Genomic DNA, 20,657 nt, shown 5'->3' with positions numbered 1-20,657 from the left:
ATCTGGCGCTCTGGGCAGCGCCCCTTATTCGTAGCCTCTACTTTAGCCGGTTTCATCGTGACCCTCGGCAAATTTGGGGGTCAGCTGAGGCTCCGTTGAAGAACGCGGCACGTTATAGGTGTGCAAGGTCTTCTCCATAATCTCAGCGAACTGCTCGGTTGTGTTAGCTAGGCCTACAGCGGCGGCTGTTGTTTGAGGGCGATGGATCGTGACAGAGACCAAAAAGCGCGGATCTTCCGAAGGCGCAACCCCCACAAAGGAGGTAGTCCAACCGTCATAGGTCGATGAGTTCTTTCCTACGTTTTCAGCGGTGCCGGTTTTACCGGCAACCCTGTACCCCTCAACCTGGGCACCCTTGGCACCGCCCTCGTAGACAACGGCTTCCATAATGCTCAGGGTCTTGCGGGCAGTTTCCTCGCTAACAATTCGGGTGCCCTCCTCAACAGGGCGTTTTTCCTCGGTCCCCTGATTATCGAGAACAGCATCGATGATGCGGGGCTTGAGCATGACGCCCTTGTTAGCAATGGCCTGATAAATCATGGCGGTCTGGAGGGCCGTCTGAGCGATACCCTGGCCAAAGAGCACGGTGTACTGCTGGCGGATATCCCAATCCCGCCAATCACTAACCAGTCCCTGAGACTCACCGGTCAGCTCAACCCCTGTGAAGTCTCCCAGGCCAAATTTCTTGAGCCAGTTATAGCGCTGTTCTTTGGTCAGTTTGCTCCCCATCATCACGGTACCCGTGTTCATGGAGTCTGCGATAATTCCAGTTACGGTTCGCTTCTGGGCAGGGTGAACGAAAGCATCGGTAATGGTCTGCTGATCAATCACTAGCTCGGCGGGCACGTCAAAAACCGTCTCGGGAGTCACTAGCCCCTCATCAAGAACCGCAGCGGTGGTCAGGATCTTCTCCGTCGAACCCGGCTCAAAAACCTGAGAGATAGCACGGGGATTCATATCTGCAATCTCGAACTTATCAGAGCCAGGATCCATGGTAGAAGAATCCGCGAGCGCAAGGATAGAACCATCACGGACATCCATGACAATGGCAGTGCCCCACTCAGCTTTGAGCTCATCAGCACGCGCCTTGACAACCTGCTGAGCAAAATACTGAACGTCTTGGTTGATAGTAAGGCGAATGTTTTTACCGTCTTCAGCGGGTGTGTTCTGTTCATCTCCGATAGGGATACGGATACCGTCAGCGGAGATTTCATAGACTCGCAGTCCGTCCTTACCCGCCAGATGCTCTCCCATGGTTCGTTCAATACCCACAGAGTTATTGGCGGTTCGGGTTTGGTTACTGGTCCCGTCAACGGCTTCCTCAACGATGCTGTAGCGACCTACTACTGACCCAGCAACCTGCCCGTTGGGGTACTTACGTTCGCTCAGAATCTCACCGTATATATAGGGAGCCCCCAGTGCTTGAACCTTGTTATAGATAGCAGGAGTGACATTATCTTTAACTACCTTGTATCGCAGGTTGCCGTCCAAGGCGTTTTTGATATCCTCATCTTTCATCTCAAGGATATCGGCTAGCTCGTAGACAAGCTCGGTGGCAGTTACCTCAACTGGCTTGTTGCTCCCCTCCTCGTACCTTTTGAAGGGGCCAACTGCGGACTGATCAACGGTGATGTTATACCTTTGGACGCTTCGAGCCAGGACGTTACCGTTGATATCGAGAATTTCCCCTCTCAGGGCGGGGATGACCTGCTCGCGGGTTCTTTTCTTCTTTGCAGCATCCGCTAAGCCGTCGGGGTCAAGCCCCTGTAGGTAGGCAAGACGAGCACCCACAAGACCAAAACCAGCGGCCGCGATAGTGCCGGTTAAGAATCCACGGCGCCCTACAGTCTCTTTTATCCCCTGAACGGGATCTTCATACTGCGAGCCCTTCATGGTTCCACCTGGTTCTGTCACGGTATCTGTCTTCCTGGTTGTTGCGCTGATGCTGATGCGCTGAGGTGCCTGCCTTCTTAGGCAAGCACCTGAGCGTATAAGCCATGGTTACCGGTTGGCGGGTGCGCTGGAGGGAGTGGAAGGCTGAGGCGAAGCCTTGGATGATGCTCTAGCCGATGCTTTAGCTTTAGCCTTTGCCTTAGCTTCTTCTTGCTTCTTGCGTTCCTCCTTCTTGCGCTCTTCCTCGGCCTGGGCCTGAGCTTTCTCATAGGCTTGGGTATCGGACAGAGCCGGAGGGGCAATACGGTTTTTGCTTTCTGCCTGACCCTTCTCAGCTGCCATAGGAATACCGGTAATCTCTCCCGTATTTAGATTCAGCGTAGCTTGGCTTGAACCTGCTACCAAGCCAAGCTGGCTGGCGCGGATGGCCAGATCCTGGGGTGCCTGGTAGTACTCAATCTCCTGAACAAGCGCTTCATTTTCCTGGCTGAGAGCCTGCTCTTGCGAACGAAGCTCCACCAGCTTGTACTGACGAGACGCCATGACGATGCTAAGTACAAGTACAGTGAGCAAAGCAACCAGCATTGCACCCAGGGCAATGAAAACACGCCAGCGGTTTGACTGCGCTTTCAAAGACCGAGAACGAGACAGGGGACGACGTGCCGGGCTGGAAGTCCCAGCCTCAGCAGGGACCACAGTCAGGCGCGGTTTAGCATCCGCTGTACCAGAGTCAGCTGCAATAGGGAATCGGGGTTCCGCGCTCATGGTTTTACCTTAGTGGTCTTGATTTTTTCTGCTGCTCTTAGTTTTGCTGAGGCCGCCCGCGGGTTTTCTTGAATTTCTTGCTCTGTGGGAGGCTCAGCACCCCGAGTTATAATCTTAAGTTCGGGTTTGTGTTCCTCAAGCTCCACGGGGAAACCCTTGGGTGCACTCGATGTTGAACGTGCGGTGAAGCTCCGCTTAACAATTTTGTCTTCCAGGCTGTGATAGCTCATGGCAACACACCGACCACCCATATTCAAGGCATCAATTGCGGCGGGGATAGCTCGTTCGAGCGCATCAAGTTCATGGTTAACTTCAATACGGAGCGCCTGGAAGGAGCGCTTAGCGGGGTGACCGCCTTTACGTTGTGCGGCAAGAGGAACAGCCTGCTGGATAACCTTAACCAACTCACCCGTCGTTTCAAAAGGCCGTTCAGCGCGGGCCGCCACGATTCTCTGAGCGATGCGGGCAGCAAACTTTTCCTCGCCCCACTGGCGAATAATACGCCGCAGTTCAGTCTCTTCGTAAGTGTTCACTACGATTGCTGCGGTGAGTTCTTCCGTGCCGTCCATGCGCATGTCCAAAGGTGCGTCGTAGGAGTAGGCAAAACCGCGTTCACGTTCATCGAGTTGCATGGATGAAACGCCCAGATCAAAGAGAACACCATCGACCTCGCTGACACCGGCTTCCTCCATAGCCCGGGGAATCTCATCGTAGACGGCGTGTACCGGGATAAAGCGCTTACCAAAACGAGCAAGGCGCTCACCTGCCAACCGGTGAGCCATGAGATCACGATCGATACCAATCAGGGTCAGCCCCTCAAATCGTTCCAGCATAGCCTCTGAATGCCCACCCATACCGAGTGTTCCATCAATAACCACAGCACCTGGGCGGGAGATTGCGGGCGCAAGAAGGTCCAGGCAACGGTCGAGCATGACCGGAACGTGCCTGTCTTTGGCAGCCTTGCCGGGTGAGATGTTCTCTACCTGAGTCAAGGTTTTAGCTCCTTGCAGTGGTGGTTGGTTGTCAGCTAGTGAAAGTCTTTAGAGCATGAGCCCCGGAAGAATGTCCTCGTCTGTTTCTGCAAAGCTTTCCTCTTGTTCCCGGAGGTAGGTTTCCCAAGCCTCCGTACTCCAGATTTCAGCCCTTGAACCTGCGCCGATGACCGTGAGCTCCTTTTCAAGCCCGGCGTAGTCCCGCAGATTCTGAGGAATAGTAATTCGTCCCTGTTTATCGGGGACCTCATCTGAGGCTCCCGATAGAAAAACTCTAATGTAGTCTCTTGCCTGCTTTGAAGACAGCGGGGCCGCACGCAACTGCTCATGAATACGTTCAAACTCAGAGACAGTAAAAACGTAGAGACAACGCTCCTGACCGCGCGTTAGGACAAGCCCAGGCTCAAGCTGTTCGCGGAACTTAGCCGGCAAAATGAGCCTGCCTTTAGCGTCAAGACGGGGAGTGTGCGTCCCTAGAAACATCACACCACCACCTCTTGCTCTCGTTTTTCGTGTGCTTCCGAACCCAACGGGAAACTACACCAGTATTGCTCTACCCCTCCACTTTACTCCACAATGCCCCACTGCATATACCAAAACTAGAATTTTCAATAAGTTTTTGAGCGTTTTCACACTCAAGCCACCGCTGAGGTTTATGCAGGTTCGTGCATTAAACAGGAATTCCTTTTTGCCTCTTAATTCGTTTAAAAACAGCAAATCTCTTTAAGGCACAAAAAACCGCCCGGTAGCTACCGGGCGGTCCAAAGAACTGCCTGCCTAAAAGCGTGTACCGCCTTGGCGCTTATCCCATTTCTCCTCTAGTCCCCTCATAAAGGATGAGGGCCCTTTAGAGGACCTGGGGGCAGATACTCCCTTTCCTGCCTTCGGGGAGGAGTTCCGGGGAGCGGTAGTTGCAAAATATAGGCCAGCACTAGCAAGGAGGAACCCGAGGACACCCACAATAATGAGCTTGCTGGCTACACCGGCGATGATCACACCCAAACCCAGGACAGCCCCCAGGGCACCTAGAACCAGGTGACGAGGTGATGCAGTCAAAGCGGGAGCCACGACATCCTGCGGCCCGGTCATAGTAGATGCGAAAGCAGGATCGTCATTGAGCTGCTTCTCAAGCTGAGCAAGAAGTTCTTTCTCGCGTTCCGATAGCGCCATGGCATCTCCTAGAGCTTGTGGAAAGGACTGGAAAGTTACCGAGAACCGCGCTCAAACGCAGGCCAGGTACCGAACCATTTCAGTCTAACCATCTTACATTTTGTCAGGCTAAAGACCCAAGAAAAAGCCGCAAGGGTTTGAATTTTATTCTAGGGGCCCTTTTCTTTGGTCGGCCATCAGCAACCGTGCAGGTATCAAACCTCTAGCCCCGAACTTTGCCTGGATGAGGTCCATGGTAGATTCAGCGCCCTGCCAATGCTGGTGGCGGTCAAAGTCACCCACATCGAGGTCATCCTGAAGCAGGGCGAGTTGCACCCCTGCACTCTGAGCCTCCAGCTTGTCAGCGCGTACCCCCAGCAGACGGATCGGCCGGTGAGAATTCCCGCGAGAGTCGAGAATTCCATTCCGACTGAGATAGGCCTGAACCGCTTCGAAGATCTGCCGCCCTGAGCTTGTTGCCCCCAGAAGAGGGCAGGATCGGGTCAGCGTCTCAAAGTTGGAATAACGAATTTTGATGCTCAGGCTACGGGTTTGCTTACCCGAAGCACGCAGACGCCGCGCGACAGTCAGGCACAGGCCATAGAGCTCAGTAGCCAGGACTGTGGCTTCTTGTTGGTCCTCAAGAAATGTATGCTCGGCTCCTATGGATTTTTCAACCCGGTGGTTTTCTACCGCACGACGATCAATGCCCCTCGACATCTCAAACAGATGAGTTCCGGCAGACAGCCCAAAGCGACTTTGGAGCCGCCCTAGCTCGTACCCCCGAAGTTGCTTGACTGTATGTATCCCCAGTCCCTCAAGATGGGCAGAGGTCTTGGCCCCAACACCCCAGAGCCGCCCCACCGGCATAGGGTCCAAAAAATCCTGTATTTTGTGGGGCGGAATGACCCAGAGGCCCTTGGGCTTAGAAGCAGAGGACGCCATTTTGGCAATAAATTTCGTAGAAGAAATGCCCGCTGATGATGGGAGCCCCAGTTCATCAGCTATCTGTCGCCGCGCCTTCTGAGCAATCTGTACAGGGTTGCCCTGGGCGCGGATAGCCGAGGTGAGATCGACAAAAGCCTCGTCTACGCTGACCTGCTCCACCCGGTCTGTAATCCGGTGCAGAATAGCCATGACCTTACGGGAGTAGTCACGATAGTTAGAGGATGGCTCAACCACAACAGCATTAGGGCACAGTTGCAAGGCCCTAGCTAAAGGCATGGCTGAGCCCACACCATACTTTCGAGCCTCATAGGAAGCAGAAGTGACCACAGAACGCGGAGTGTTCCTGGCGACAATGATGCTGCGCCCCTTGAGTTCTGGCCGGAAAAGCAATTCCACGTTCACGAAGAAGGCATCCATGTCAAGGTGCATGATTACGGGCGCTGGCTTCCTCAGCTGATAGCGCTCCCGACTCTCCCACCCCACCTGGCACCGACCTTTACAGCAATTAGAATATATGTTCTAACAATCTAGGTTAGTCGAGATACCCAAACTTTGCCAGACCAATCATTCAATCCACTAGACTGGTTACACCTGCTCATACCACCCAAGGACGCCATGACCCCCCAGCAAGCATCCGATCCCGCCTCTCTGGAAACCTCCCGCTATCTTGAGGCCTTGGAGCTTGAAAGACAGCGTTTCTTTGCGCGGCAAAGAGAAATTATGCTGGCTGTTTCCAAGGAGACTCTCCCTTTGCTTGACTCCATAGAATCTCTTTCCTCCGGAGGCAAACGACTACGGGCGCTTCTTGCCTACTGGGGATATCGCGGTTCAGGCGGTGCCGGTCTGACTCCATCTATCGTTAAAGCCGGGCTTGCTATTGAGCTCTTCCAGACTGCTGCGCTGATTCACGATGACATTATTGACGCTTCCGATACCCGCCGTGGTGCCCCCAGCCTACACCGCCGCTTTGAAGCCATGCACACTGACCTTAGCTACAAAACCAGCGCCGAAACTTTCGGCGTTTCTAGTGCAATCCTGGCGGGTGATCTCTGCCTTTCGTGGTCAGAGATGGTGTTCTCTTCTATTCCTGAGCTGACAGCACAGAGCGAAGCCCGTTTTATTTTTGACCTGATGAGAACCGAGGTTATGGCCGGGCAGTACCTCGATATTGTGGGTGAAGTTGTCCCAGAAGAAGAACCCGAGCTGGCCCTTGAACGCGCTCTCAACGTAATTCGTTTTAAGTCAGCAAAGTACTCCTGTGAACACCCTCTGGCCTTAGGCGGTGCTCTTGGGCAGGACCTGAAGCATGGGGAGCCGTCCTCCCTGCTCCATGGGTACCGGACTTTTGCCCTCCCCCTGGGAGAAGGTTTCCAGCTCAGGGACGATGTGCTAGGTGTCTTTGGGGAGCCTGAGACAACCGGGAAACCTGCCGGAGATGATCTCCGAGAGGGCAAGCGGACCGTGCTTACGGCGTTTACCGCCATGAAAGTTTCAGCCCAAGAACGAGCTTTCCTGGAGGAATCCTTGGGTTCCCCCCAGCTGGATCCCGCAACTATCACGGCCCTCCAGGACCTCATGCGAAATAGCGGCGCGCTAGAGGCCACCGAGGCAATGATTAGCGAAAAGAGCGAGCAGGCACTGACCCAGCTGGCAGAGCTGAGCATCGATGCAGATGTGATGCAGGCCCTCCGAGAAATTGCAGCTAAGGCTCTGAACCGTAGCTCATAAAAAGACCGGGGTGCCAGTAGCTGTATTCAGCACACCAGCACCCCGGTCCAGAGCATCCATCTGATTTACCAGGCCAGAGCGGATGCCCTTCGGCGGATCTCAGTCTTTCGGCCTTCAAGGAGAGCATCGATAGGTCGACCGGGCAAGGAGTCATCCTCGGTGTAGAGCCACACGATAGCTTCTTCGGCGGTAAACCCTGCGTCCTTAAGAACAATGAGGGTACCCTTCAAAGATTCCAGGACACGGTCCTGACGGATAAAGAGCGCGGGAACTTTCCTAACCCCGCTCTCGGGGTCACGAACGGCAAGCAGAGTGCCATCGGAAAGTAGGTTATGAACGCGGGTTACTTTGAGGTCAAGGGCTTCGGCAATATCCGGAATCGTTAGCCAGTTACCTACCAGGCTCATTACTTGGGGTGTAGTTTTATCATCAGTCACCTAACCATTGTGCCCTAGAACCGGGGTAAGCGGTAGCATGACGTGTTCTTACCCTCATCACTTCTGCACTACCGCCCGCTAGCTGGCGCACGTAAGATGGTAAAGATGTCTGAACAGAACGCTGCTGCCCCCTGGCTGACCGGGGTAATTTTTGACGGTCATTTCGAGGTCGGCCACCTGATAGCCCGCGGAGGCATGGCAGAGGTCTACCACGCGGTTGATTTGTGGTCCAATAACCCCGTTGCGGTCAAGGTGCTTTTACCGCACCTTTCTGCGGATCCCACTCAGCAACAGAAGTTTTTCCGGGAGGGTGCGGCGCTCAGCAAAATCAAGCACCCTAATGTGGTAGGGGTTATAGCCTCAGGCACTGAGAAGGTCCATGGACAGCAGGTGATGTTCCTGGTTCTGGAATACGTCCACGGGTGCACCCTTTCTCAGCTACTGAAGGTAAGGCCTGTGCTCTCGGTCGGGGAGCTTCTCTCCATTATGATTCCTGCCGTCGAGGGACTGTCAGAAGTCCACGCTCACCGGCTCATTCACCGCGACATCAAACCCGCCAATATTTTGCTTGAAGATGAGCACCAGACCATCAAGCTTTCCGATTTTGGCCTGACCCGCCGCGCTGACCAGAATGCGACCGGCCAGCTCATGGGCACGCCCTCCTTTGTGGCCCCGGAGATTCTCGATGTTCGTGCTTCTGTCGGACCCGCCAGCGACATTTTCTCAGCCGGTGTCATGATGTACCGTATGCTCACCGGCCGTATGCCGTTCGCGGTAACAGAAAATGACCAGCAGGTGCTCTACCATAACACCAACACCGATATCCCCTCCGTCACTCAACTGGCCCCCGGAATTTCCTCGGATATTGCGGGTGTAGTCAGCTGGTCTACGCGTCGCAACCCTGCAGATCGACCCCAAGATGCCACCGAGCTCTACCGCGCTCTTCAAGACTGTCTGAACCGTTCCACCGCTGATGAGAGGGCTTTCCGTGCACCTCTAGTAACCGATCTGCCTCTCACAAGGATGTGGGAGGACGTTACCGAAATCGCTGACCGATCCGGCATGACCCGTGTGTATCGGAACACCCCTATCTCTGCTTTTGGACAGGCCGATGACCTCATTGATGTAGAAGCTGATACGTCAGCGCCACTGACTGCGCACGAGAAAGCGGTGCGTTCAGCCGCTTCAGCGCCGGTTCAGGTCTATGCCCCCACCCAGATAGCCGGTGTGGGCCCCATGACCAAGCCTCAGGCGACACAAAAGGCGAGCGCGTCAGCTACCCCAGAGTCTGACAGATCAGGCCATGAAACTCTCTACTGGGACGTGGCTCAGGACCCCAACACCACCGTGGCCTTCTCTGGACTAAGCCCTGCCACGGAAGCAGCAAATGCACCGGCCTCTGCGCCATCGGCAACCAGCATCTCCGCTAGTTATACCCCACGTCGGGCAGGGCAAACCCAGCAAGCAGGTGATGCTTTCATTCCCGCACATTCTGCTCACCAGAGTCCAGGCATCGTCACAGCTAAGAGCCAGGCAGAACGCCGCTCCCCTGCTGAACCCTGGCGAGCAGCACCTCAGCCGGTAGCCCTGCTAGCTTTCTCGGCCTTCTTACTCCTTGGTCTGGTTGGTGCCGGATTCATCGGTTGGTGGCTAGCTACCCTACTGTTTTAGCTCTATGCTTCGACCAAAACTAAAAGCCATCTGCCCTATCTGGTACCAGATAGGGCAGATGGCTTTTCAGTAAGTAACTAGAAAGCTAACGGATTGAGACTGTCCCTTTTAGCGGCGGGCCAGGTACTCAGCAACCTGGAAAGCGATTTCCAGCGACTGCTGGTGGTTCAAGCGGGGATCACATAGAGTCTCGTAGCGGTCAGCAAAGGCCGCTTCCTCAATCGGATCAGAGCCGCCCAGGCACTCAGCGACATCGTCGCCGGTCATTTCAACATGGATTCCACCGGGGAAGGTGCCCAGGGCTTCGTGGACCTCAAAGAAACCCTGAACTTCATCGGCCACATCATCGAAGCGGCGAGTCTTGTAGCCCGAGGGAACAGAGATGGTGTTGCCGTGCATGGGGTCGGTAACCCAAACGACCTTGGCACCTGTTTTCTGCACGCCTTCGACAATCGCCGGTAGCTTCTTACGAATAGTAGCGGCGCCCATGCGGATAATGAAGGTTAGACGGCCAGGATCGCGTTCCGGGTCAAGCTTGTCAATCAGGGCAAGCGCATCGTCAGCGGTGGTAGTGGGGCCGAGCTTCACACCGATGGGGTTGCGGACCTTGGATAGGAAGTTGACGTGGGCATCGTCCAGGCCGCGGGTTCGCTCACCGATCCAGAGGAAGTGGGCTGAGGTATCGTAGGGGAGGTTGGTCCGTGAATCAATGCGGGTGAGTGCACGCTCAAAGTCAAGGAGCAGAGCTTCATGTCCAGTGTAAACATCGGTGGTTTTGAGCGGTCCAAAGTCAGTGCCGCAGGCCTCCATGAATTTGACGGCTCGGTCAATTTCGGCCGCGATAGACTCGTAGCGAGAGTGAGCGGGGTTAGAGGTGAATCCCTTATTCCAGGAGTTCACCAGTCGTAAATCGGCAAAGCCGCCCTGGGTGAAAGCACGAATCAGATTCAAGGTGGATGCGCTGGTGTGGTAGCCGCGAAGCATACGGCGAGGGTCGTGGACTCGGGATTCTTCGGTGAAGTCAAAGCCATTGACCATCTCGCCGCGGAAGGAAGGCAGTGTCACCCCGTTGCGGGTTTCGTCGTTGGAGGACCGGGGTTTTGAGAACTGCCCGGCCATACGCCCCATCTTTACAACGGGCATAGACGCACCGTAGGTCAGGACTACCGCCATCTGAAGCAGGGTACGAATACGGCCCGATATCTTATCTGCGGTTGCACCGGCAAAGGTTTCGGCGCAGTCACCACCTTGCAGGAGGAAAGCTTCACCGTTTGCCACCCGCGCTAAATCAGCACGCATCTGATCGACTTCACCGGCGAATACAAGCGGAGGTACGGTGCTCAGTTCACGCATGACTTGGGCAAAATCTGGGTGATTAACCCACTGAGGGTGCTGGTCAATCTTGAGGGAACGCCACTCGTCGAGTTCAGATAAATTCTTGGTGCTGGGGCTGATATCGGAGGTCATGACGCGATAAATCCTTAGTATAGTGGTCGTTCTCTGCCTCGTGGGGAAAGGCTTTCTTGATAAAGTATGGTCTTGGTTGGGGTGCCCTACAATGCGAGTCCATCATATGACACCCCTAACCGGTCTAGGCTTCCATGATGAGCCGGGGCACATACCCTCCTCGCTTAGGGGGTGTAATCAGGGTGCAACCTGCGCAGTGCTTCATCTGCGCTGATGTTCTCAGAGGCCATAAGCTTCTTAATATCGCCAGCATAGGCTGGGATAATCTTTCTGCCGGTGAGTTCACTAATTTTCTGCATAACTAAATCAGCAAGTTCCCGTTGAGCGGCCCACTGGTCTTCCCGGTGAGCGTAGGGGGTCGTATCAATCGGCTCACCAATAATGGTTCGCACGCGGATGGCTTTCCCCTGGTGGCGCACATGCAACCTATTAGATCCCGGCCTCTGAACATACTCATTGCCCAGTTGCGCAACCGGGATAATAGGAACTCCAGCTTCAAGTGCTAGGCGGGCAACACCAATTTTTGCCCGGTAGAGGCGGGCATCGGGGCTGCGGGTGCCCTCTGGGTAAATGCCCACCAGTTTCCCCTCTCGCAAGGCTGATACTGCCGCGGCAAGAGACTGGGCTGATTTAGCTCCACCAGAACGATCGATGGGAAGCTGCCCCACCGAGGTAAAAAACCATTTCATCAACCTACCTTTGAGGCCTGGGGTAGTGAAATAGTCTGATTTGGCCAGGAAAAAGACCTGACGGGGTGCGGCAAGTGGCAAGAAAAGAGAATCCACAAAGGACACGTGGTTACTTGCCAATATGGCACCTTGGTCACCAGGGATGTGTTCAGCACCCACCACATCGTGATGGTATACCCGTTGCAGGAGGGGTTTGAGCACGAAACGAAGCTGCATATACATGCGAAGTCACTCCTTGGGGCAGTACGCTGTTTTCCTACCAAACATTGTAAGCACGGGCCCTACTCTGCTAAAAAGAGAAGCGCACTCTTCCGGACTGCTTTTGTCTGTTTTTCAGGCTAAATATAACCGCTAGTTTAAGTAAGCTCATCGTGTAGATCAGTAGATTAAGAAAACAGCTCTCTAAGAGCGCTAATCGTGCAGTCCGATTAATTTTGCCCTGTAAAATTGCTCAGGATAAGATGCCCATGCGTGGTGCCGAAGCCACAGCCCGTTCCATCCCCAACGGTGGGGTGAGATTGCAAAGGTAGCAAGGTGAAAGAAATACACTCCCCGCAACTTGTCAGCGTTGACCCATGTATCAACGTGACTGAAATGGTGGAACGTCGCGCGCAGGACAGCAGGGACCCTGTTGTCTACCGAGTACAAAAGTCGCCAGGCAACTGGGTGAACGTAACCGCCAAAGAGTTCCGTCGTCAGGTCATTGACCTCGCCAAGGGGCTCATTGCATCGGGCATCGAAGCCGGAGACGTCATTGGCATTATGAGTCGTACCCGCTACGAGTGGACCCTGATTGACTTTGCGATTTGGTATTCAGGCGGTATCTCTGTACCTGTCTACGAGACATCTTCCCCCGCCCAGGCAGCATGGGCGCTTTCCCACTCGAAGGCTAAGGCCGTATTCGTTGAAAACACTAAGCTGGCCGGTGTTATTGAGAAGGCCCGTGACCTCACCGACGAGGAGCTCTCTCTTGAGCGCCTCAAGGATGTGTGGGTCATTGAGGACGCAGCTATTTCCACACTGGTTCAGGCAGGTTCCGGGGTAACCGATGAAGCTGTCTTAGAGCGGCGTGCCCTAGCAAACCTCGATTCGCTTGCTACCATCGTCTACACCTCGGGAACTACTGGCCGCCCCAAGGCCTGCCCCATTACCCACGGTAACTTTGTACGGCTCTGCGTTAATTCCAAGCTCACCATTCCTGAGATCGCCAACGAAACAAACTCAACACTCCTCTTTTTGCCACTAGCTCATGTGCTGGGTCGTATCATCGAAATCCTTGCTTTTGAGGCCGGGCTGACCGTGGGGCATGCCCCCGATATCAAAAATCTCTCCACAGATCTAAGTTCCTTCCGGCCAACTATGCTCCTGGTTGTCCCCCGAGTCTTTGAAAAAGTCTATGAGGGCGCAATCAAGAAATCAGAGAAGGGCGGCAAGATCAACGCTAAGCTCTTCCACCGTTCCGTTGAGGTTGCCATTAGGTGGTCAGAGGCTCAAATTGCGGGAAAGATGACCCACAAGCTAGCACTCCAGCACAAGTTTTACGACAAGCTGGTGTACTCAAAGCTCCGTGAGGCAATGGGGGGAAAGGTTCGTTTCGCTGTTTCAGGTGGAGGCCGCCTTGCCCCGCACTACGGCCACTTCTACCATGCTGTAGGTATCCAGGTTGTTGAAGGCTACGGTCTGACGGAGACTACTGCACCGCTGGCGGTGGGTCGTATTCGCGGATTCGATATCGGCAACGTCGGTACTCTAATTCCGGGCGGTTCAGCCCGAATCGCAGAAGATGGTGAACTTGAATACCGCGGTGTCGGTCTGATTTCTGGTTACTTGGATAACCCCGAAGAGAACGCGGCAGCCTTTACCGAGGACGGTTGGTTCCGAACCGGTGACCTGGCCCATATTGATGAGGACGGTAAAATCTATATCACCGGCCGTAAAAAGGAAATCATTGTGACCGCTGGCGGTAAAAACGTCATGCCGGTACCCGCCGAGGACCGCCTACGTCAGGCCCCTATGGTTTCTCAGGCCATGCTGGTAGGCGATGAGAAGCCCTTTATCGCAGCACTTATCACCCTTGATCCCGACGTCCTTCCCGATGAGCTGGAACGTATCGGCCTTCCGCCCACTCTTACTCCCAAGGAGGCCGCCAACCACCCGAGCGTCCGAGCAGCCATCCAGAAATTTGTGGACGACGCGAATGCCCTGGTGTCCAAGGCTGAGTCGATCCGCGAGTTCCGTATCGTTGACAAGGACTTCACCGAAGCTGAGGGACATCTGACCCCCTCCATGAAGGTAAGGCGCAAGCAGGTTCTTGCCGATTTCAACTCCTATATTGAAGATATCTACAACCGTACCAAGACTTCAGTGACCGAAACGGCGGCGCAGACTGCCGAACGTGTTCAGGAGATTAGGGCAGAGCAGACTGAGAAGTGGGAAGAGTTCAAGTCAGTGCAGGGCCAGAAGTTCCAGGACTTTACCGGTCACCAGGCTGGGCGGTTCCAGGAGCTGGCCGAAAAAATTCAGCAGGCATCTCCCCTCTCAGCTTCAAAGAATACAGCAGATCAAGGCCGTGAAGGATCTGCTGAGGGCGGTGCTAGTTCGGATTCGACCAAGCCCTAGCTTCTGAGGGTAGGTCAATCCAATAGAGTCAAGCCCCGAACCCTTATGAGGGTTCGGGGCTTGACTCTCGTTAGTTCTGAGCCGAAAGCAGAGAGAGCAACTAGAAAACTCTAGCCTCCGGTGCACGGTACCTCTATCTCAGAGTGACTTGCTAGGAGTCCAGCTCCAGGCCCAGAAGCGCGTTCTCTACAACTTCAGTCAGGGCCGGGTGGATCCAGTACTGGCCACGAGCCATATCCCGAGCAGAAAGGCCAAAGCTCATAGCCTGGATGAGGGGTTGAATCAGGGTTGGTGATTCTTCACCAATCAGGTGTGCTCCCAGTAATTGACCGGTATCCTTGCGGGCAATCAGTTTGCAGAGCCCCTCAGAGTCCTCCATGGCCCAACCGTAGGCAACGTCGCCGAACTTTTGCTCTTTGACGGTTATCTCAAAGCCCTCGCGGTCAGCCTCTTGCTGGGCTTCTTCCTCGGTCAGGCCCACCGAAGCAATCGGAGGGTAGGTGAAAACAGCGGAAGGGACAAAGCGGTGGTCTGTGGCTTTGAGGTGCTCAGGGTTGAGCAGATTCCACTGCACAGTGCGCATCTCAGCGTTGGCAACGTGCTTGAGCTGGAAAGGTGACGACACATCACCCAGCGCCCATAGGCCCTTGACCGGAAGGCCACCTGAGAGAACACGCTGGTACTCATCGACCTGCACCAGGCCTCGCTCATCAACGTCAAAGAAAGTGGCGGCCGAGATTGTATCCGAGTTCGGGGTGCGCCCTGTGGCTACCAGTACGGTATCGGCTTCAACCGTGACATCCTGCCCATGGGCCTCAAAGTGAACCGTCACTTTTCCACCCTGACTTGGTTCTATAGAGCGCAGGGCGTGGTTAAGGCGAAGGTCCCACTGATGCTGAGCGGCAGTGGTGAAAGTCTCTGCGATACTGCGGTCATGGCTCCTGAGCAGACGGTCGGAACGAACAGCCTGGGTTACACGAGCCCCAAGCCCGTTAAAGACATGCGCGAACTCAGCGGCGATAAAGCCACCGCCCACCACCACGATGTGTTGGGGTAGGTCCTCCAAGCGCATGATGGTGTCGGATGTGTGCACCTGGGGCAGGTCGATACCGGGAACCTGAGGCAGTGAAACGCGGGATCCGGTCGCTACAACAATCTGAGGGGCGGTCAGCTCAATACCTGAATCGGTACGTAGAGTGTGGGTGTCAATGAACTGGACGAACTCTTGGTAGACATCCACATTGTCCAGGGACTTACGCCACTGCAAACCGCCCTGGCTGATAGCATCGATACGCCCAAAAATGCGGTCACGGATATCGTGCCAGGCAGTACTGCGGTGTTCTAGCTCAACCCCCAGCCGAGCGGCCTCCTTGCTCCGGGTAACAACCGAGGCAGGGTAAACGTACATCTTGGTAGGGATACACCCCACGTTCAGGCAGGTTCCGCCGAACCGTCCGCCGTCAATAATGGCAATTTTCTTGCCTTCCATTGCTGCGTTCGGTAGAGAGTTACCGGAACCTGATCCGATGATAATAATGTCGTATTCGCGTACTGCGCTCAACACGGTACCTTTCGCTGTAGCTTTTGTGGGCACTGATTCGGTGTGCCCGTGTAAGGTTCAACATCGAACGCTGACAGGCTATTCCCGCCCACTGCCCCAGACTAAAATCCTCCCGATCAGCCTAGTGTGCTTATTCGTTGGTTGCCTTGTCTTGGGGAGTTTGCTTGGTCTGCTGAAGGTTCTGTTTCATCTGACGGAAAACAAGGACGTTACCTACTACCACGTGCAGACCGCCCAGAATCATTACCGGCAGGTTCCACCCAGCTTGAGGAGCAAGCGCCCCCACCAGCAAGAGAAGAGCACCAAAACCAATAACCATAATGTGAGTAATATTCATGCTACCTAGCTTATCTGGGCCCATTCACCAATCAAATAAAGGCGCTTCCGGGGGAACATATTCTCCAGCCTGCCAATGTGAGTAGTTGATCTCCCGGTCTCGAATCATCAGGCCAGGAGCAACTCTTTTGTACTGATAGTAGGTGCTGTAATCGATGTTGTCTTTACTAACCAAAATATATGTCTGGGCGCTTTCGCTCTGTATATATTTGTAATCCTGCATACTATATGTAATAAACGCCATTAATAGACCGAGCAGAAAGAAAATGAGGAAGATGGGCGTCCCGAGAACCCAAAGAACTGCGGTCAGAACTCCTGCAGTACTTTCCCTTTGCCCGGGAATGGCAGTTCTATGTTTCCAATTATTGATGCTCAAACTCAAGTAGATAGCACCCAAAATTGCGCTTACCCAGAGTGTAACCATAGCAACCACTACTACCCAACGGTCCACGATAGGCGTGAAAGTAAGGCCTCCTGCCCCCAGCGGATTCACATCACTGAACCTAGCTTGAAAGACGGTGTATCCAATCGAACACATGTAAAAGAGAGCAGTGCTCAGGAGCCAGGAAATCAACAGTCCACGAGTCTTTATCATGCCTAAAAAACTAGCACTGGAAAGCTGACCTGACTAGATTAAAGAAAGAAATACCCGCGAACTTACCCCTGCCTTAGGCCATCGGTGGGGGCAAAAGAAAGCAGCGGCCCCCGTTGCCCGGGAACCGCCGCCTTCTTACTCAGGTTCTCTACTGAACATTGACCACAATCAGCAGGTCACCACCAGCTACCTGCGAGATGTCCTTATAGACGATACGTTCGACGGTACCTGAGACGGTGGAAGTAATTGAAGCCTCCATCTTCATAGCCTCAATGGTGGCTACCTGGTCACCCGCCGCAATGACATCGCCGGGCTTGACCGTAATAGTCACACCACCGGCGAAAGGAGCCGCTATATGACCGGGATTGGAGGCATCAGCCTTCTCAGCTTCCTTGACGTTGGACTCAACCGAGTTATCGCGAACATAGACACTACGCTGCTGACCATTCAAGGTGCAGATGACCTCACGGATGCCCTTATCATCTGGCTCTGAGATAGCCTGCAGGGTAGCAATCATACGCACACCCTTACCCAGGGAGATGACGTGTTCGCGCTTGAAGACCATGCCGTAGAGGAAGTCACGGGTGTGCAGGATTGAAACATCGCCGAACTCCTCCCGGGCCTTCTCATAATCCTGGGTGGGGCCGGCAAAGAGCAGGCGGTTGAGGGTAGCGCGGCGGGTTGCCGAGTCCCCAGCCAAAGCCGCAAGGTCCTCCGCAGAAAGTTCCTTAAGGCTAGGCTTCGCCAGCTTGCGGCCCTCAAGTGCCCGGGTGCGGAAGGGCTCAGGCCAACCAGCAGGCGGGGTACCCAGTTCACCGTTGAGGAAGCCGATAACGGAGTCGGGGATATCAAAGTTCTGAGGATCTTTCTCAAAGTCCTCGGGTGAGACACCCATACCGACTAACTGGAGAGCCAGGTCGCCCACAACCTTGGAGGACGGGGTGACCTTGACGATATGGCCCAGCATGCGATCAGCTGCCGCGTACATATCTTCGATGTCCTCGAACCGCTCCCCCAGCCCCAGAGCCTTAGCCTGGGCGCGGAGGTTGGAGAGCTGACCGCCGGGAATCTCGTGGGTGTAGACACGCCCGGTCGGGGCAGACAGGCCCATCTCAAAGGGCTTGTAGATGGTACGAACAGCTTCCCAGTAGGGTTCCAGAGCGCAGGCGGCCTCAAGGGTGATAGAGGGCTGACGCTCGGTATGCTGGAGAGCACCCACAAGAGCTGAGAAAGAGGGCTGTGAGGTGGTGCCAGCCATGGAGGCTGAGGCCACGTCCACAACGTCAACACCGGCTTCAACCGCCGCAAGCAGAGTACCCACCTGGCCGCCGGCAGTGTCGTGGGTGTGCAGGTGCACTGGCAGGTCAAAGCGCTCCCGCAGAGCGGTCACCAGTCGGCGGGCCGCCTCGGGGCGCAGCAGCCCTGCCATGTCCTTAATGGCTAGGATGTGAGCACCGGCCTCAACCACCTGATCGGCAAGGTTGAGGTAGTAGTCCAGTGAGTAGGTCTTCTCGTTGGGGTCGAGCATATCGCCGGTGTAGCAGATTGCCACCTCAGCTACCGCTGTGCCCGTTGCACGAACGGCCTTGATAGCCGGTGTCATTTGGGAGACATCGTTCAGCGAATCAAAAATGCGGAAGATATCAACACCGGTGGCTGCTGCCTCCTGCACGAAAGCATCGGTTACTTCGGTGGGGTAGGGTGTGTAGCCCACAGTGTTCCTACCCCGCAGTAGCATCTGGATAGGCAGGTTAGGCATGGCCGCACGCAGGTGGGCAAGGCGTTCCCAGGGGTCCTCAGTCAGGAACCGCAGAGCAACGTCGTAGGTAGCACCGCCCCAAGCTTCAACAGAGAAAAGCTCCGGGGTGACGTGAGCTACAGCTGGTGCTGCTGCCAAGAGGTCACGGGTACGCACACGGGTTGCCAGCAGTGACTGGTGAGCATCTCGGAAGGTTGTATCTGTGATCAGCACTTCCTTGGTCTCACGCACTGCCTTGGCAAAGCCCTCCGGCCCCAGTTCTAGCAGGCGTTGCCGCCAACCAGTTGGAGGCTGATGGGACGAAGCGTCAAAGGGTGAGCGGAAAGGCTCTGAAACCTTATCCCCGGGGAAACGTGGGAGCTTAGTGCGCGGGTCAATACCGTCAATGCGGGGGCCGTGAGGCTTATTGACGGTTACGTTCGCCAGGTACTGAAGAGCCTTGGTTCCACGGTCAGCGGAGGGTTTCTTGATCAAGAGCTCGGGGTGCTCATCGATGAAGGGGGTGGAGACATCGCCCGCGCGGAAGGTGGGGTCCTCCAGCACCGCCTGGATAAAGGGGATATTGGTGGCAACACCACGAATACGGAACTCCGCCAGCGCACGGGAGGCGCGCTGAACAGCTGATTCAAAGGTACGACCCCGGCAGGTCAGTTTGACCAGCATGGAGTCAAAGTGCGGTGAAATCTGCGCCCCGGTGTAGACGGTGCCACCGTCCAGTCGGATGCCGGAGCCACCGGCCGAACGGTAGTAGGTTACCTTACCAACGTCCGGGCGGAAACCGTTGGCGGGGTCTTCGGTAGTGATGCGGGACTGAAGGGCGTAGCCACGTACTTTCAGGTCCTCCTGGTGGATTCCCAAATCATCCAGGGTTTCACCGGCAGCAATACGCATCTGTGACTGAACCAGGTCAACATCGGTCACCTCTTCGGTGACGGTGTGCTCCACCTGAATACGGGGGTTCATCTCGATAAAGACATGCTGGCCAGCGCGCTCACCTGCGGTATCGACCAGGAACTCCACGGTACCGGCGTTGACGTAGCCTAGCTCCCGGGCGAACTTCACAGCATCACGGAAGAGAGCCTGACGGATCTTATCGTCCAGATTGGGGGCAGGAGCGATTTCAACGACCTTCTGGTGACGGCGCTGGAGCGAGCAGTCACGCTCAAAGAGGTGAACGATGTTGCCCTCTGCATCGGCAAGAATCTGCACCTCGATGTGGCGGGGGCGCAAGACAGCCTGTTCCAGGAAGACAGTGGGGTCACCAAACGCGGTTTCAGCTTCACGCATCGCCGCTTCGATGGAGCCTTTAAGAGCTTGGCGGTTTTCGACCCGGCGCATGCCACGGCCACCGCCGCCGGCAACAGCTTTCACGAAAATGGGGAAGCCGATTTCTTCCGCCTGGCTCAGGAGGTAGTCGATGTCTGAGCTGGGTTCGGTTGATTTGAGCACCGGGATACCTGCGCGGCGGGCGGCACGCAGTGCCTCTACCTTATTTCCCGCTAACTCCAGTACCTCCGGGGGCGGGCCAATGAAGGTGATACCAGCGTCAGCTGCAGCCCGCGCCAAATCAGGATTTTCGGAGAGGAAACCGTAACCAGGGTAGATGGCATCGGCGCCGGCTTCTTTGGCGACGCGGATGATCTCATCAATGTCCAGGTAAGCCCGAACGGGGTGTCCCTCTTCACCGATGGGGTAAGCTTCATCAGCCTGCTGGCGGTGAATGGAGTGGCGGTCTTCGTAGGGGAAGACACCGACTGTCTTTGCACCAAGCTCATAGGCCGCTCGGTAGGCGCGAATCGCGATTTCGCCACGGTTGGCGACCAAGATTTTTGAAAACATTTCTTTCCGTTCCGCTCCGTCGAAACCTAGACAGGCAGGCGGAGCTAAGCCACAAGAGTGTGTGAACACCTCAAATATAGCTTTTTTTGACGGCCCAGACTCCCTTTTGAGGCCATGTTGTGTGATGAGGACCGTAATCTATGGATTTTATGGTCACTAGCACTACACTTGGTATTTTCTCCTGCTAGCCCCTTCCCAGGCGTGGGTAT

At 55.2% G+C, this 20,657-nt stretch carries 16 protein-coding genes; 3 read left to right on the top strand and 13 right to left on the bottom strand.

Annotated elements, in window-relative coordinates; all coding sequences use genetic code 11:
• Positions 1-42: 42 nt before the first annotated feature.
• The 6 genes from ACN08V_RS01285 to dinB all read right to left on the bottom strand — a co-directional run bounded on the left by ACN08V_RS01285 (position 43) and on the right by dinB (position 6,176).
• A complete protein-coding gene (locus tag ACN08V_RS01285) occupies positions 43-1,914 on the bottom strand; it encodes a peptidoglycan D,D-transpeptidase FtsI family protein (protein ID WP_419104242.1) in 1,872 nt (623 codons plus the stop codon).
• A gap of 87 nt (positions 1,915-2,001) precedes the next feature.
• On the bottom strand, positions 2,002-2,658 hold the full coding sequence (locus tag ACN08V_RS01280) for a hypothetical protein (protein WP_419104241.1): 657 nt from the start codon (positions 2,656-2,658) through the stop codon (positions 2,002-2,004).
• Complete coding sequence (gene rsmH / locus ACN08V_RS01275) at positions 2,655-3,650, bottom strand: 16S rRNA (cytosine(1402)-N(4))-methyltransferase RsmH (protein ID WP_419104240.1); 996 nt, start codon at positions 3,648-3,650, stop codon at positions 2,655-2,657. Before rsmH ends, ACN08V_RS01280 begins: the two co-directional genes overlap by 4 nt.
• Positions 3,651-3,698: 48 nt before the next feature.
• Positions 3,699-4,133 (bottom strand): division/cell wall cluster transcriptional repressor MraZ, encoded by a 435-nt coding sequence (gene mraZ, locus ACN08V_RS01270; RefSeq protein WP_419100048.1) that lies wholly within the window; start codon positions 4,131-4,133, stop codon positions 3,699-3,701.
• Between the two features lie 294 nt (positions 4,134-4,427).
• Positions 4,428-4,820 (bottom strand): DUF3040 domain-containing protein, encoded by a 393-nt coding sequence (locus ACN08V_RS01265; protein WP_419104239.1) that lies wholly within the window; start codon positions 4,818-4,820, stop codon positions 4,428-4,430.
• Positions 4,821-4,964: 144 nt separating this feature from the next.
• Positions 4,965-6,176, bottom strand: a complete 1,212-nt coding sequence (dinB, locus tag ACN08V_RS01260; protein WP_419104238.1) for a DNA polymerase IV — start codon at positions 6,174-6,176, stop codon at positions 4,965-4,967.
• 186 nt (positions 6,177-6,362) lie between these two features.
• Between dinB and ACN08V_RS01255 the strand changes: the two genes are divergently transcribed.
• Complete coding sequence (locus tag ACN08V_RS01255; RefSeq protein WP_419104237.1) at positions 6,363-7,475, top strand: polyprenyl synthetase family protein; 1,113 nt, start codon at positions 6,363-6,365, stop codon at positions 7,473-7,475.
• Between the two features lie 65 nt (positions 7,476-7,540).
• On the opposite strand, the gene ACN08V_RS01250 is transcribed toward ACN08V_RS01255, so the two are convergent.
• A complete protein-coding gene (locus tag ACN08V_RS01250) occupies positions 7,541-7,882 on the bottom strand; it encodes an Rv2175c family DNA-binding protein (protein WP_419100121.1) in 342 nt (113 codons plus the stop codon).
• 135 nt (positions 7,883-8,017) lie between these two features.
• Here ACN08V_RS01250 and ACN08V_RS01245 point away from each other — a divergent pair, with 135 nt between their 5' ends.
• Complete coding sequence (locus ACN08V_RS01245) at positions 8,018-9,583, top strand: serine/threonine protein kinase (RefSeq protein WP_419104236.1); 1,566 nt, start codon at positions 8,018-8,020, stop codon at positions 9,581-9,583.
• A gap of 108 nt (positions 9,584-9,691) precedes the next feature.
• On the opposite strand, the gene ACN08V_RS01240 is transcribed toward ACN08V_RS01245, so the two are convergent.
• Together ACN08V_RS01240 and ACN08V_RS01235 are read right to left on the bottom strand one after the other, a co-directional pair.
• Entirely contained in the window at positions 9,692-11,050 is a 1,359-nt protein-coding gene (locus tag ACN08V_RS01240) for a class II 3-deoxy-7-phosphoheptulonate synthase (protein ID WP_419104235.1), read from the bottom strand.
• A 164-nt stretch (positions 11,051-11,214) separates the two neighbouring features.
• On the bottom strand, positions 11,215-11,961 hold the full coding sequence (locus ACN08V_RS01235) for a lysophospholipid acyltransferase family protein (RefSeq protein ID WP_419104234.1): 747 nt from the start codon (positions 11,959-11,961) through the stop codon (positions 11,215-11,217).
• Positions 11,962-12,273: 312 nt separating this feature from the next.
• On the opposite strand from ACN08V_RS01235, the gene ACN08V_RS01230 reads away from it, so the two are divergent.
• Complete coding sequence (locus ACN08V_RS01230) at positions 12,274-14,358, top strand: AMP-dependent synthetase/ligase (RefSeq protein ID WP_419104233.1); 2,085 nt, start codon at positions 12,274-12,276, stop codon at positions 14,356-14,358.
• A 151-nt stretch (positions 14,359-14,509) separates the two neighbouring features.
• On the opposite strand, the gene ACN08V_RS01225 is transcribed toward ACN08V_RS01230, so the two are convergent.
• From ACN08V_RS01225 to ACN08V_RS01210, 4 genes are all read right to left on the bottom strand, one after another.
• The gene (locus tag ACN08V_RS01225) at positions 14,510-15,919 is read right to left on the bottom strand and encodes a mycothione reductase (protein WP_419104232.1); all 1,410 of its coding nucleotides are present in this window, start codon (positions 15,917-15,919) and stop codon (positions 14,510-14,512) included.
• Between the two features lie 130 nt (positions 15,920-16,049).
• Positions 16,050-16,256 carry a hypothetical protein gene (locus tag ACN08V_RS01220; RefSeq protein WP_419100040.1) on the bottom strand — a complete coding sequence of 69 codons (207 nt, stop codon included), beginning with the start codon at positions 16,254-16,256 and terminating at the stop codon, positions 16,050-16,052.
• Positions 16,257-16,280: 24 nt separating this feature from the next.
• The gene (locus tag ACN08V_RS01215; RefSeq protein ID WP_419104231.1) at positions 16,281-16,748 is read right to left on the bottom strand and encodes a hypothetical protein; all 468 of its coding nucleotides are present in this window, start codon (positions 16,746-16,748) and stop codon (positions 16,281-16,283) included.
• A gap of 250 nt (positions 16,749-16,998) precedes the next feature.
• Positions 16,999-20,448, bottom strand: a complete 3,450-nt coding sequence (locus ACN08V_RS01210; protein WP_419104230.1) for a pyruvate carboxylase — start codon at positions 20,446-20,448, stop codon at positions 16,999-17,001.
• Positions 20,449-20,657 lie beyond the last annotated feature (209 nt).

The organism is Rothia sp. P5766 (assembly GCF_048513555.1).
Taxonomy (GTDB): Bacteria; Actinomycetota; Actinomycetes; order Actinomycetales; family Micrococcaceae; genus Rothia.
The sequence above is the reverse complement of the archived record's forward strand: the minus strand, read 5'-3'. Positions and strand labels throughout refer to the sequence as shown.

What these genes read in the sequence shown, in the direction of transcription:
- ACN08V_RS01280 (WP_419104241.1), bottom strand. Translation starts at nt 2,658, where the DNA reads ATGAGCGCGGAACCCCGATTCCCTATTGCAGCTGACTCTGGTACAGCG.
- mraZ (WP_419100048.1), bottom strand. Translation starts at nt 4,133, where the DNA reads ATGTTTCTAGGGACGCACACTCCCCGTCTTGACGCTAAAGGCAGGCTC.
- ACN08V_RS01265 (WP_419104239.1), bottom strand. Translation starts at nt 4,820, where the DNA reads ATGGCGCTATCGGAACGCGAGAAAGAACTTCTTGCTCAGCTTGAGAAG.
- dinB (WP_419104238.1), bottom strand. Translation starts at nt 6,176, where the DNA reads ATGCACCTTGACATGGATGCCTTCTTCGTGAACGTGGAATTGCTTTTC.
- ACN08V_RS01255 (WP_419104237.1), top strand. Translation starts at nt 6,363, where the DNA reads ATGACCCCCCAGCAAGCATCCGATCCCGCCTCTCTGGAAACCTCCCGC.
- ACN08V_RS01250 (WP_419100121.1), bottom strand. Translation starts at nt 7,882, where the DNA reads ATGAGCCTGGTAGGTAACTGGCTAACGATTCCGGATATTGCCGAAGCC.
- ACN08V_RS01245 (WP_419104236.1), top strand. Translation starts at nt 8,018, where the DNA reads ATGTCTGAACAGAACGCTGCTGCCCCCTGGCTGACCGGGGTAATTTTT.
- ACN08V_RS01240 (WP_419104235.1), bottom strand. Translation starts at nt 11,050, where the DNA reads ATGACCTCCGATATCAGCCCCAGCACCAAGAATTTATCTGAACTCGAC.
- ACN08V_RS01235 (WP_419104234.1), bottom strand. Translation starts at nt 11,961, where the DNA reads ATGTATATGCAGCTTCGTTTCGTGCTCAAACCCCTCCTGCAACGGGTA.
- ACN08V_RS01220 (WP_419100040.1), bottom strand. Translation starts at nt 16,256, where the DNA reads ATGAATATTACTCACATTATGGTTATTGGTTTTGGTGCTCTTCTCTTG.
- ACN08V_RS01210 (WP_419104230.1), bottom strand. Translation starts at nt 20,448, where the DNA reads ATGTTTTCAAAAATCTTGGTCGCCAACCGTGGCGAAATCGCGATTCGC.